The organism is Clostridium hydrogeniformans DSM 21757, assembly GCF_000686705.1.
In the GTDB taxonomy this organism is placed as follows: domain Bacteria; phylum Bacillota; class Clostridia; order Clostridiales; family Clostridiaceae; genus Clostridium_Z; species Clostridium_Z hydrogeniformans.
Window position 1 is genome coordinate 71,076 of the sequence record NZ_JMLJ01000003.1, and the last position, 12,790, is coordinate 83,865.

Annotated in this window: 12 protein-coding genes, 2 riboswitches and 1 other annotated feature; all 12 genes read right to left on the bottom strand. The window is 28.7% G+C overall.

Annotated elements, in window-relative coordinates:
• Positions 1 to 170: 170 nt before the first annotated feature.
• Positions 171 to 278: riboswitch (SAM riboswitch) on the bottom strand.
• Between the two features lie 183 nt (positions 279 to 461).
• The 12 genes from BR69_RS0100300 to BR69_RS0100355 all read right to left on the bottom strand — a co-directional run bounded on the left by BR69_RS0100300 (position 462) and on the right by BR69_RS0100355 (position 12,707).
• Positions 462 to 1,901, bottom strand: a complete 1,440-nt coding sequence (locus tag BR69_RS0100300; RefSeq protein ID WP_027631380.1) for a DEAD/DEAH box helicase — start codon at positions 1,899 to 1,901, stop codon at positions 462 to 464.
• Between the two features lie 141 nt (positions 1,902 to 2,042).
• Complete coding sequence (locus BR69_RS0100305; RefSeq protein WP_207640743.1) at positions 2,043 to 2,852, bottom strand: ABC transporter permease; 810 nt, start codon at positions 2,850 to 2,852, stop codon at positions 2,043 to 2,045.
• Positions 2,853 to 2,856: 4 nt separating this feature from the next.
• Positions 2,857 to 3,657, bottom strand: a complete 801-nt coding sequence (locus BR69_RS0100310) for an ABC transporter permease (protein WP_027631382.1) — start codon at positions 3,655 to 3,657, stop codon at positions 2,857 to 2,859.
• A gap of 10 nt (positions 3,658 to 3,667) precedes the next feature.
• Entirely contained in the window at positions 3,668 to 4,675 is a 1,008-nt protein-coding gene (locus BR69_RS0100315) for an ABC transporter ATP-binding protein (RefSeq protein ID WP_027631383.1), read from the bottom strand.
• A 170-nt stretch (positions 4,676 to 4,845) separates the two neighbouring features.
• Complete coding sequence (locus BR69_RS0100320; RefSeq protein ID WP_027631384.1) at positions 4,846 to 5,013, bottom strand: zinc-ribbon domain-containing protein; 168 nt, start codon at positions 5,011 to 5,013, stop codon at positions 4,846 to 4,848.
• Between the two features lie 203 nt (positions 5,014 to 5,216).
• Positions 5,217 to 6,506 (bottom strand): aspartate--tRNA(Asn) ligase, encoded by a 1,290-nt coding sequence (gene aspS, locus BR69_RS0100325; protein WP_027631385.1) that lies wholly within the window; start codon positions 6,504 to 6,506, stop codon positions 5,217 to 5,219.
• Between the two features lie 276 nt (positions 6,507 to 6,782).
• Positions 6,783 to 7,002 (bottom strand) — a binding site (T-box leader).
• A gap of 318 nt (positions 7,003 to 7,320) precedes the next feature.
• The gene (locus BR69_RS0100330; RefSeq protein ID WP_027631386.1) at positions 7,321 to 8,367 is read right to left on the bottom strand and encodes a DNA polymerase IV; all 1,047 of its coding nucleotides are present in this window, start codon (positions 8,365 to 8,367) and stop codon (positions 7,321 to 7,323) included.
• A 118-nt stretch (positions 8,368 to 8,485) separates the two neighbouring features.
• Positions 8,486 to 9,001 (bottom strand): hypothetical protein, encoded by a 516-nt coding sequence (locus BR69_RS0100335; protein WP_034848979.1) that lies wholly within the window; start codon positions 8,999 to 9,001, stop codon positions 8,486 to 8,488.
• A gap of 2 nt (positions 9,002 to 9,003) precedes the next feature.
• Positions 9,004 to 9,408 (bottom strand): DUF4430 domain-containing protein, encoded by a 405-nt coding sequence (locus BR69_RS0100340; protein ID WP_027631388.1) that lies wholly within the window; start codon positions 9,406 to 9,408, stop codon positions 9,004 to 9,006.
• A 9-nt stretch (positions 9,409 to 9,417) separates the two neighbouring features.
• Positions 9,418 to 9,930 carry a hypothetical protein gene (locus tag BR69_RS0100345; RefSeq protein WP_027631389.1) on the bottom strand — a complete coding sequence of 171 codons (513 nt, stop codon included), beginning with the start codon at positions 9,928 to 9,930 and terminating at the stop codon, positions 9,418 to 9,420.
• Between the two features lie 114 nt (positions 9,931 to 10,044).
• Positions 10,045 to 10,217, bottom strand: a riboswitch (cobalamin riboswitch).
• 80 nt (positions 10,218 to 10,297) lie between these two features.
• A complete protein-coding gene (locus BR69_RS19580) occupies positions 10,298 to 10,903 on the bottom strand; it encodes a response regulator (protein ID WP_051623421.1) in 606 nt (201 codons plus the stop codon).
• The gene (locus tag BR69_RS0100355) at positions 10,893 to 12,707 is read right to left on the bottom strand and encodes a sensor histidine kinase (RefSeq protein WP_027631390.1); all 1,815 of its coding nucleotides are present in this window, start codon (positions 12,705 to 12,707) and stop codon (positions 10,893 to 10,895) included. The genes BR69_RS19580 and BR69_RS0100355 overlap by 11 nt, the downstream gene beginning before the upstream one ends.
• Positions 12,708 to 12,790 lie beyond the last annotated feature (83 nt).

A 12,790-nucleotide genomic window follows, 5' to 3' on the forward strand; every position in this document is an offset into this window, starting at 1 on the left:
AAGCTTTAAAGTAATATTTAAAGTAATTATAATTTTTTACATATTTACTTTTAAATTAATATCTCTTTAATTTAATTATTTATAATAAAATTTAAAACAAAAAACCCTATTCGAAGATTCGAATAGGGTAAATTTCTCTTTAATGAGCGCTCATTTTAAAGATATACCTTTTCTCATCTTCCAGAGTCTTAAAGACTCTGCTGGATTTAGCACCTATAATAAAACTATTGGTTGCTGAAGCGTCTTCGGGCCAGTCCCTCGGCTTCTCTTGATAAGAAGTTTTCGTATTTAATTTTATGTTTTTTATTATATCACCTGAAAAAACTTTTGCAATAGTTATATATTTTTTTAGTAATATAATATTTTTTAGCAATAATTACTATTAAACCACATACTCTTTTAAAATATTATTGATAAAGTATTAGTAAATACTAAAATATTCTATTATTCCAACTATCTTTTTAATTTTTAGCTCTTTGTATTTTTATTTTTTTACCTTTTATTGATAATTCTTTATAATTATTTAGAATTGTATTTCCTTTTTTATTTAATATATCTACATAGGAAAATCCATCTTGAACTTCTATTATACCTACGTCTTCTGATGTTATTCCCTCTATACTATTTAATGCTCCAGCTATATCTCCTGGTCTTATCTTCTTCTTTTTTCCACCATTTAAATGGATTTTTACTATATCCTTATTTATATTTTTAGGCTTAACAGACTTTTTAAGATTAGAGCTTTTTTCTTTTAAAAGCTTTTTTCCCTCTCTTAGCTTACTATCTTCTGCATAAGTACCATGAGTTATTGTATATCCTATATATTCCTCTATGGACCTTAAGAATTTAGTTTCATAGTTAGAAACAAAGGTTATAGCATTTCCACTTTTACCTTGTCTTCCTGTTCTACCTATTCTATGGACATATGCCTCTTTTTCTCCTGGCACATCATAGTTTATAACATGGGTTATATCATCAACATGTATTCCTCTAGCTGCTATGTCTGTAGCAACTAAAAATTGAAAATCTCCATTTTTAAAGTCTTCCATTATTTTAAGTCTTTCCTTTTGCTCCATATCTCCATGAAGTTCCTTTGCTGATAACCCTTCATTAATCATAAGCTTTATAACATTTTTAACTGTATCCTTAGTATTACAAAATACTATTCCCCTATTAGGCACTTCCCCATATATTACCCTCTTTAAGGCTTTAAACTTATCCTTATCCTCTACATTATAGTAAACTTCTTCTATTCTCTCTCTATTTACTACCTTTGTAGTTACAGTTACCTTTTCAGGGTTATTCATATATTTTACACAAAGCTTCTCTACTGCTTCAGGCATGGTAGCAGAAAATAACATTATACTTCTATTTTTAGGAAGGGCATTAATTACTTTTTCTATTTGGTCTATAAAGCCCATATTAAGCATTTTATCCCCTTCATCTATAATTAAATATTTAGCATTTTCTAGATTTATAGTTCCTCTTTCAATATGGTCTATTACCCTTCCAGGAGTTCCTGCTACTATATGTACCCTTTGCTTTAATTCATTTATCTGCTCTTTCATAGGCTGTTTTCCAAAAATAGCAGCGCATCTTACTTTTTTTACTCTTCCTATATTAGAAATCTCTTCTTTAACCTGAAGAGCTAGTTCCCTTGTAGGAGTTAAGACAATTCCTTGAATTTTATTTTCTTCTACCTCTACCTTTTCACATAGTGGAATTCCAAAGCTGGCAGTTTTTCCACTTCCTGTTTCTGACTTAACTATAATATCCTTAGATGAGAGCATAAAAGGGATAACTTTTTTCTGTACCTCTTTTGCCTCTGTGAATCCTAGATTAGTTAATCCTTTTATTATATCATTGCCTATGGCTAACTTTTTAAAATCATTTTCTATCATATTTTTTTCTCCTTGTTTTTCAATATAAGACATTAAATTTTATCAATAGTTTTATATTTTGTCAAAATATTTTTATTCTATTTCCCTCTTATCTCGTTCTAGTTAAATTATTCCCTTAAAATTATTAACTTATTAAACTTACTAACTCCCTGTGGACCTATAATGTGTAACCCCTATATTCCATAGCTTTAAGGACACTAAAAGAAAGATTATTCCAAGACATGGGCTTAAATAATATAATATCCTAGGATAATTTATATAATCATCTTTGTTCATATAGAGAATAAGAGGAAAATAATTAACACATCCTAAGGGAACTACAAATATAAAAAATCTTTTAAACCATTTTCCATATATAGATAATGGATACTGCATAGTTTCTACTCCACCATAGGTTAACATATTCATTATCTCTAAGCTTTCTGTAGACCAAAAACACATTGTCCCTTGAATTATAAATAATCCTATAAAAAGACATACACTTCCTATAACTGAAAATAGTAATAAGCTTATATTATAAAAATCAAAAACTACATTAAGCTTACAGGATGAATATAAAATTAAAAATAGTCCTAATGAAATCCTTCCTATTCTCATAACAGTAAATTCTACTCCCAATATCTGAAGTGCTGTACTTCTGGGTCTTAGAAGTATTCTATCAAAATCTCCACTTATAACTTGTCTACTAAAAAGATCAAAACCTCTAGCCATAGCTTCTGCTATGGAAAAAGTCATATTTATCATTCCATAAAATAATGCTATTTCATATAGCGTCCATCCTTTTATGTTTCCAAATCTATCAAATAATATTATAACCCCTAAAAACTCTGTAAAACCTACAAAAAACGTAGATAAGCTTAATAAAATAAAGGAGGTCTTGTACTCCATTTGACTTCTTATGGATGTCTTTACGTAGGTAAAATATAATTTAATTCCATTAATAAGTTTCATAAATCTACCCTCCCATTATCTCTACTCTTTTTAATAGCTTATTTAATAAAAGGTAACCAAACCCAATTAAAACTACTATCCATATTAGTTGAATACTAAAAAAATATAGTGCCTTATCTGCAGTTATATCCCCTATATAAAGTCTTAAAGGAACATCTAAAATACTAGAAAAGGGCATAACTTCTAAAACCTTTCTAAATCTATCGGGAAATAAGGGAAGGGGCACTATCATTCCTGATAAAAAGGTTATAATGGATGGTAGTATTCTATTAAGTCCTTCTCCACTTATAGTAAATAAAGTTAGTATGGTTATTATATTAGTTATGGCACAACTTAAAAATAAAGCTAATACTGTGCCTATTCCCCATAAAATAAGACTAGAAAAGCTTTCTGGAGGATACATTCTATAAGGTTCTTTTAAAAATACCATAGATAGTAAAATAATAGGAAAAGACTTTAGCATAGTAGGTGCTACTCTTAAAGCTAGAGCTCTTGAATACCATGTAAAATATAAATTAGTGGGTCTACATAGCTCATAGGCTACCCCTCCACTTTTTATCATAGCTTGTATCTCTTTATCCCCATTCCATGGAAACATTGCAATTAGCCCTTGACTAAGCCATATATAGGTTACAGTATCCTTAAGATTTAAGGGATATTCCCCGCCATTACTAAAAAACGCTATCAAAATCATTACACGTACAAAACCAAATAACACTTGTGTACATATTCCAGCAAAAGCAGCTGCTCTATATTGAAGTAATAATATAAATCTCATTTTTATTAAGATTATATAACTTTTCATATTTCCACCCCTAATTTATATTAAATTTTTTATAGAGTTTTGAAATAATTTCTTCTATAGGTGGGTTTTCTATTAGCATATCTTTTATTGAAACTTTTGAGGATAAAAATGATATTAAATCTTGAGAGGAGGTTTTATTAGGATCAAATCCTAGAATTACTTTATCATTTTTACTTTCTATATAATTAATATAAGATTTATGGGACAAAATTTTATTGATCTGATTCTGGCTTATTGGATTAAAAGTATTTAATATTATTCTTCTTTCTGATAACACTTCTTTTCTTAAATCCTCTAGAGGTCCATCACTTAATACCTTACCTTTTCCTATAACTATAACTCTATGACAAAGATCTTCAATATCATCCATATCATGGGTTGTCAAAATTACTGTAACCCCTCTTTCTCTATTTATCTTTTTGATAAAATCTCTAACTACTAGCTTTGAAACTGCATCTAAGCCTATGGTAGGTTCATCTAAAAATAATATTTTAGGCTTATGAAGAAGAGATGCCATGAGCTCACATTTCATTCTTTGACCAAGGGATAATTGTCTTACTGGAATATCCATAAGATCCTTAGTGTTTAATATCTCTGTAAGCTCTTTTAAATTTTCCTCATATGTGTTCCTTGGTATTTTATAAATATCTTTTAAAAGTTCAAAGGAATCTCTTAAAGGAAGATCCCACCACAGCTGTGACCTTTGTCCAAAAACAACCCCTATATTTTTTACATGATTTATCCTCTCCTTCCAAGGAGTTCTGCCAAGGATTACACACTCTCCACCATCTGGTACCATTATTCCACTAAGAATTTTTATAGTTGTAGACTTTCCTGCCCCATTAGGTCCTATATACCCAACTATTTCACCTTGGTTTATAGTAAAATTAACATCTTTTACTGCTTCTATATTCTCATAAGTTCTTTTAAATAATCCACCAAAAGCCCCTTTAATTCCAGGATTTCTTTTAGAAATTTTAAAAGATTTTTTTAAGTTTTTCACTTCAATTACTTCCATTTTAATCCCTCCTTATTTAATAAAATAATATGTAATTTAACACCTCTTATTGTAATCAATTACACAAGCGTTAAAACTTATATTTCTAATGTTATAAATACAATAGTATAAAAGGGAAGATTAAAAAAGACTATAAGAGAATTCTCTTATAGTCTTCAAAAGATATTATATTATCTATCGTATCTTCTGTTGTTGTTTTGTTGCTTTCTAGCTCTTCTGCAATCTGCACATCTAGTTGGCTCGTTATCGAAACCTTTTTCTTTGTAGAAAGCTTGCTCTCCCTCTGTGAATACGAAATCATTTCCACAATCTCTACATACTAAATTCTTATCTGCCATTTACAATTCCTCCATTTTCTTAGATTTAAAGTTATTAATTGATTTCCAAATAGAGGAATCATTACTAGCTATTAAATCTTTTTTTATTTACTCACTTAGTATATCACATTCTAGAAATAAGTAAAGCTTTTTTTATCTTTTATTTTTATATTTTAATTTTACTCTTAACATATTGTATAAAGCCCTACATTAAATAATTTTCTTTATGGTATAAGTCTATTTTTATCTCTTGGAAATGCTGTACATATTCTTACATTATCTAAGTTAAGAAGTAATGCTACAAATCTATCAAGGCCTATAGCTAATCCTCCATGAGGTGGTGCCCCATGCTTAAAGCTTTCTGTGTAGCTTGAAAAACTCTCTGGGTCTATACCCCTATATTTAAAATTCTCTACTAGCATATTATAGTCATGAATTCTTTGACCTCCTGAAGTTATCTCTACCCCCTTAAATATTAAATCAAAGGAACGGGTTCCTTCCTCTCCCTTAGGCATAGTATACATAGGTCTCTTTTTTCTACTATAGTTTGTTACAAAGACAAAGTCACTATTGAACTTTTCCTTTACATACTTATATATAAGCCTTTCTCCCTCTGAATCTAAATCTCTTCCTTCTAGATCCTTGTTAAAGTTTTCTTTTAATATTTTAGCTACTTCATTAATATCTATTCTAGGTATAGTTTCCCCAATTACTGGAATTCCTCCATTAAACCCTTTAACATATTCCTTTCCTTCTACATCTAACTTATATAATATATATTTTATAAGCCTTTCCTCCATATCCATAATATCTTCTTCATCATTTATAAATGCCATTTCAAGATCCATGCTTATAAACTCATTTAAATGTCTATTGGTATCATGAGACTCTGCTCTAAAGAAAGTCCCAATTTCAAATACCCTTTCAAATCCTCCTATAACCATCATCTGCTTATAAAACTGAGGGCTTTGAGCAAGGTATGCTTCTTCTCCAAAATAATTAACCTTAAATACTTCTGTTCCCCCTTCTGCTCCTTCTTTTACAATTCTAGGAGTAAATATTTCCATAAATCCTTCTTCACATAAAAATTCTCTAAAGCTTTTGACTATAATATTTTTAATATGGAATATGGAATTTTGGCTACTATGTCTTAAACTTAGAACCCTATTATTTAACATAGTATCTAATGAAACCTCTAATTCTTCTTTATTAATTTCAATAGGTGGTTCCTCTAAAGCTTTGCTTAAAACTTCAATCTCCAAAACTTCTACCTCAAAATCATTAAATTTATTCTTTCCTTCCTTAACTATTCCTTCAATTGATACTACGCTTTCTATCTTTAGTTCCTTAATGTATGGATTATTTTTATCAACTACACATTGTACAAGTCCTGTTCTGTCTCTTAGAATAAGAAACACTATATTTTTAAGTTCCCTTATTCTATGAACCCATCCACTTATTAAAACCTTCTCTCCAATATGCCTGTTTAATTCTTTAATAACCTTTCTACTCATAATAAAACCTCCAAATTATATAATATTATTTCCTTATTATCTAAGTTATTCTTAAGTCATATAAGTATAAAAAAAAGCCCTCTCTCCCTTTAGGAGCGAAGACTTTCGCGGTACCATCCTAATTAACTTTAAACATTTAAAGAAATGTAATATATAAAAATTATTCCTGCACCAAAATTTACTTAACATCTCCATCTTAGGCTTCTATGAAGAAATATTATAATTAATTCATAATATTTTCAGAGTTTGTATAAATAAAAAAAGCATCTACTCCATATAAGGAGTGAATGCTATTATCCACGGTGCCATCCTAATTAACTTTAAAAACTTAAAGTTATCTCTTACCTTATAACCTAGGTTAATGGTTTTATCCTACTAAATTCAGATAAACTTCTCAGAGATGTCCTTCATTAATAACTTTCTTATGATGATCTCACCATCCATCACTCTCTTTAAATACTAATATACTAATTACTTTTCTCTTCATTGAATTATATATTTATAGTTTAAAGAAATTATAATAAACCATTATTATTAAGTCAAAATAATATTCTTTTATTTATTTTAATGAAAAGAAGTTTTCTTAATATTCCTCTTATTATCTCTATTTATTGATGATATTAATAGAGATGCTGGAGTCAATGATATTATACAGTTGATTTAAAGACTTCAAACTACAAAAACTTCAAGCTATAAAAGCTAGAAGTCCTTTTTGAATATAAAAATATAATTAACGAAGTATGACATTGACATGGACACAATTAGTTACTAACTATAAACTCCACAGCCTTCAAAGTTTTTTCATTTTAAATCTTTATAGAAAAAAACTTATTTGTTCAACCTTGTTTTCTTTTAAAGAAGAAACAGATACCCCTATAAGTCTGATGGTTTCTACAAAATCTATAGTATTTAAAACATCTAGTGCCTCTTTATAAATTTCATTCTCAGAACTTATATAATTATTTAAAGTCTTACTTTTTGTATGACTTATAAAAGTACTAGTCTTAATTTTAATAGTTATTGTTTTCCCCCTCATATTTTTCCCCTTCATAGTTTCACTAATATCATAAGAAAACCTTCTTAGATATTCTTTAAGTTTATCCTTATCCTTAGTGTCTTCCCTAAGAGTAGTTTCTCTTCCTATGGATTTTCTTTCTCTTATAACCTTAACTTCCCTATTATCTATTCCCCTAATTCTCTCATAGACTTCCTTTCCCCATTTACCAAAATAATCCATAAAAAATTCTTCTGATAGGTTGTATAAATCCTCAATGGTAAAAACCCCTATATTATTTAGTTTCTTTACAGATTTATTCCCTAAACCATGAACCTTATTTATAGGTAGTGGTAATAATATATTAGGTATCATTTCTTTTGTGATAACCTTTAATCCATTAGGTTTATTCCAATCTGATCCTAGTTTAGCTAAAAACTTATTATAAGATATTCCAACTGATAAGGTTAAACCTATTTCTTTTTTAACTCTTTCCTTCAGTAAGTTTCCAATATAAACAGGGTTCATATCCATATGACTTATATCTAAGAATGCCTCATCTATACTAAGGGGCTCTACATAAAGGGTTATCTCATAGAAAATATTAAATATTTCTTTTGAAATTTCCCTATACCTAGAATGTCTAACAGGTAAATATATCCCTTGAGGACATCTTGCTTTTGCCATAAAAATTGGCATGGCAGACCTAACTCCATACTTTCTTGCTTCGTAGGAGCATGTGGCTACAACTCCTCTTTCAGATGTTCCTCCGACTATTACTGGCCTTCCCTTAAGAGATTTATTATCTAAAACCTCTACTGAGGCAAAAAAGGCATCCATATCCACATGTAAAATTTTTCTCTCCAAAATATTTCACCCCTCAAATACACGAACATATATTCTATTATACCCAATAAAAAAACTTTAGTACATAAGTAAATTCTTAAGTATGTACTAAAGTTAATATATATTTTTTCTATTATAATTAATTTAAGGATTTCTTTAATAGAGATGATAATAATTTATATATTCTTTTTCCTAAAATAAGCATAATAAAATAATTTCCTACCATATGGACTATATCATAAGGAATACCTCTAATCCAATATGCTAAAGCTACGCTAGGAGATGTTATTATTATCTGTGGTATAGCATATAAGGCCCCAAAAATAAGACCAAATACTCCTGATAAAATACTCCACCCTAAAAAATTCTCTTTAATAATATTCTTAAAAAGTAAAACTATTAAAACAAGAAGAGGCCAAACTATTAAATATCCAAACCACCAAGTCCCCATGCCTCTTAATAGTCCTATTAACATATTAAAAACCATAGCAGGAATTATTGCTTTTTTTCCTAATATCAATGTGTATATTATAAGTAAAAATGATACTGGCTCTATGTTTGGTAGAAAGCTTAATGCACTTTGAAGTACAAATACTATAGTTCCAAGAAGTGATAATATTATCATTTCTTTTATTGGATTTACCCTATGACTCATAACTACCACCCTACAGTTAAGATAATCTCTATTTTATCTCCATTTTTTATAGGAGCCTCATCTATTCCTGATTGAGAATCCTCACCATTAATTATAATTTTCCACCATTCCTTATTATCTGCATTTACAGTTATTCCATCAACCTTTTCTAAATATCTTCCAAATTGAGAATCCTTAGTTCCTATTATATTCATTTCATCTAGGGCTTTTCCAAGGGTCTCTGTATCTGTTGAATGCTTATGGGTTTTATCATAGTTTGTTTTACTATCTTTAACTACTACTACAATATCCTTACTTCCTTTTACTTTTTTACTTTCATTGTAATACCTATACCCTAAAAATCCACCCACTGCAATTAATAATACTAGTAATGATGATATTATTATTTTAAAATTATTGTTCTTCATTTTTTCCTCCTAATAACTCTTTGAGATAAATTCTTCCTCTTCTCTACCTTCTAATTCGTTAGCATAAAGACTTAATACAAAGAAATAATTGGCTAGCAGGTTTCCATAATCAAATAATATATTAGGAACCTCTACTCCACTATGTTTTATCTTATGCATAGTTCTTACTACCTGTATTACTTCACATCTTAGTATATGTATCCTACAGGCAATTTCACATCCCTTTGGAAGTAACATTCCTTTTGCTCTATGCTCTACCTTACCTTTTATATTTTTATATCTTTCATGAAGAGCTATAAGATCCTTCTCATCTATAGAAAGTTTTCCCCTTATAGATCCATTTAAATGATATACCTGTTCTACTAAAGGATCTAATTCTTTATGAAGCTTTGGATATTTTCTCCTTGCACGCTCTGAAACTAAAGCTATATTACTACATAAATAATCTGTAGAAACTTCATGATCAAATAAAAGACTTTCTTCCTTTAAGAAAGGACTACTTAAAAAATCTATTCCTCTCAATAAATCAACTCCTTAAAATAAAATAACTTCCTTACTATAAATACTAGAAAGGAAGTTTCATATATACATATTATGTGAAACTAACTTCTTCCCTCCGAAGAATGTGTAGAATTTCAAAAACTATAGATTAGAATATCCTGGCTCTTGCTTCATCCTAAAACCACCTTCCTAGATATAAATTATCTAGTGGATTTTGTTTTTCGTCTGCAATTACAGTAGCGGGGGCTGCTATGGATTTTAACCATATTCCTCATAATCAATACTTTATATTAAATTACATTAAAATATTACCACATAATATTACAAAATTCAACAAACTATTTACTATTGTAGCCAAAGTTTTACACATAGTTTTCCTACATAACTGTTAACTTTTACTCACATTATCATCTTTATGAAATCCTAAAGCTTTAGCAAAGCTTCTAAAGTTTTCTGCCTTCTCATGTTCTCCACTTATCTCCTCAATATCTCCTATAAGGCTATATATTTCTCCACAGTCATCCTTTATTATAAGAGCTCTTTTCAATATCTCATGAGCCTTATTTATATCCCCTTTATCTAAAAGCTTCTTTGCAGAGGTTATATAAAAATTAATATCTGTTTTTGCTTGCTCTTTTCCTAAAACCTCATCTAGTATACCTTTAACCCTTTTAGCTGTAAAAGGTTTTTGAAGATAGGCAGAAGCTCCATACTTAGTACATTGCACTGCATTTTTTATAGTTCCAAAAGCCGTCATTATTATTACTATTATATTCCTATTATGATTCTTTATACTCTTTAGAAGTTCTGTGCCATTGACTTCTGGCATCTTTATATCGCTAAAAACTATTTTTATATTCTCTTTTTCTATACATTCCATAGCTTCCCTTGCACAAGTGGCTTCAAAAACTTCATATCCTTCATCCTGAAGACAAGTTCTAAGCATCTCTCTTATATTCTTAACGTCATCTACTATCAATACCTTATTCTTCATCTTCATCCTCCCATAATGGTAAAGTTATTTTAAATATACTTCCATACTGATAAATACTATCGCAACTTATGGTACCCTTATGAAGTGCTATTATATCCTTAGAAATAGCCAGTCCAAGACCTGTACCTTCCACATCATCTACCCCTCTATAGAATTTATCAAAAATTCTAGGTAAATCCTCCTCTAAGATTCCTCTTCCATTATCCTTAACTTGAATTTCTACTGACTCTTTATTATTTTTTACTTTTATCCTTACAAATCCACCTTCATTTGAATACTTTATTGCATTGGACAAAATATTATTTATTACCCATCCTAACTTTTCTCTATCTCCACTTATTAAAGGTATATCTTCATCATATTCAGTTATTAAACTTATATCCTTAACATCTGCGATTATAAAAAAGGACTCTAAAGCTGTTTCAACTAGTTCTTCTACTGATAACTCTTCCTTAAATAAAAGATTATCAGCTGACTCAATCTCATGAATTCTTAAAAAATTATTTATTAAGTTAACTATCTTTTGACAGTCATCAGATATGGTATTAATTATATTTTTATTTTCCTCAAGAGTATCTCTATTCTCTAAAAGGGACACTCCCATTACTAAAGATGTTAATGGAGTCTTTACTTCATGAGAAAGAGAAGCTATAAAGTCTTGCTTCATTTTTTCTATTCTTTTAAGTTCAGTTATATTATGAAAATATACTATAACCCCTCTTTTTCTTCTATCACTATCCATAAAATATGATAAGTTCACATCATATACTGAGTCATCTAGGTTTATTATTTTAGAGATTTTTTCCTTATCATATTTTATAAACTTAGATATATAGTCAAAAAGTTCTCCACTTGTTATAGCCTCTAATATATGATGATCCTGAATTTTATTTAGTGACATGTTAAACTCTCTTTCACAGGAATCATTTAAGGATACTACCCTTAAACTATCATCTAATACAATTAATGGATCCACTATACTCTTAACTATAGCCTCAGATTTATTCTTCTCCTCCATGATTTTCCCTATGGTAGAGTTTTTAAACTCACATATTTTTTCGCTCATACTATTAAATTCTTTTGCTAAAAGCCCTACCTCATCATCTGACACTATCTTAGCCCTATGATTAAAGTCTCCTTCTCTAGCCTTTATAATATCTTCTTTTAAAAGTAGTATAGGATGTAAAAATTTATTTATATATCTTATTGATAATATAAGACTTGTAACTATTAGTATAATTGATATAAATATCATTGTATATGTGGATATTTCTACAGTTTCTTTTAAGACCTCTTTTTTATTTAAAAGCCCTTCCTCATTTAAACTTGTTATTATTCTAAGATTATTTTTTAAACTCATATATTTAGGTTGTATTTCTTTAGTATATATCTTTAATATACTCTCTATATCTCTTTTATTACTATTAAATATCAAAGCTGATTTTTCAATAAACTCATCATAATCTTTAAGTACCTCTGCATTTACTTCCTTTTCTCCCTCTTCTGTTATATTGTTATTTTGAAAGGTATAATACTTAAAAAATTCAGCGTTATATTGATAAAACTCCTTTTTATATTTTTCTTCTCCTGAATTTATAAAATTTATCAAAGAATTATTTTGATTATCTACACACTTTTGCATATTATTAGTAGCATCTATTGAATAGTAATTATCATTCATCAAGGTATCAGTAGTACTTTTTATTTTTAATATATTACCTAAAGAAGTCCCCCCAATAATAACAACTATAGCAATAAGCAAAGAAAATAAGGTGAAAAATTTATATTTTAATCCTCGCTTCATCTATCTAGCCTCCTAATTATAAGTATATTAAATTTCAAGCTTATATCAAATTCTTATAACCATGAAATTTAAAGAATCCTTGT

What these genes read in the sequence shown, in the direction of transcription:
- BR69_RS0100310 (WP_027631382.1), bottom strand. Translation starts at nt 3,657, where the DNA reads ATGAAAAGTTATATAATCTTAATAAAAATGAGATTTATATTATTACTT.
- BR69_RS0100305 (WP_207640743.1), bottom strand. Translation starts at nt 2,852, where the DNA reads ATGAAACTTATTAATGGAATTAAATTATATTTTACCTACGTAAAGACA.
- BR69_RS0100300 (WP_027631380.1), bottom strand. Translation starts at nt 1,901, where the DNA reads ATGATAGAAAATGATTTTAAAAAGTTAGCCATAGGCAATGATATAATA.
- BR69_RS0100320 (WP_027631384.1), bottom strand. Translation starts at nt 5,013, where the DNA reads ATGGCAGATAAGAATTTAGTATGTAGAGATTGTGGAAATGATTTCGTA.
- BR69_RS0100335 (WP_034848979.1), bottom strand. Translation starts at nt 9,001, where the DNA reads ATGAGTCATAGGGTAAATCCAATAAAAGAAATGATAATATTATCACTT.
- BR69_RS0100355 (WP_027631390.1), bottom strand. Translation starts at nt 12,707, where the DNA reads ATGAAGCGAGGATTAAAATATAAATTTTTCACCTTATTTTCTTTGCTT.
- aspS (WP_027631385.1), bottom strand. Translation starts at nt 6,506, where the DNA reads ATGAGTAGAAAGGTTATTAAAGAATTAAACAGGCATATTGGAGAGAAG.
- BR69_RS0100315 (WP_027631383.1), bottom strand. Translation starts at nt 4,675, where the DNA reads ATGGAAGTAATTGAAGTGAAAAACTTAAAAAAATCTTTTAAAATTTCT.
- BR69_RS0100340 (WP_027631388.1), bottom strand. Translation starts at nt 9,408, where the DNA reads ATGAAGAACAATAATTTTAAAATAATAATATCATCATTACTAGTATTA.
- BR69_RS19580 (WP_051623421.1), bottom strand. Translation starts at nt 10,903, where the DNA reads ATGAAGAATAAGGTATTGATAGTAGATGACGTTAAGAATATAAGAGAG.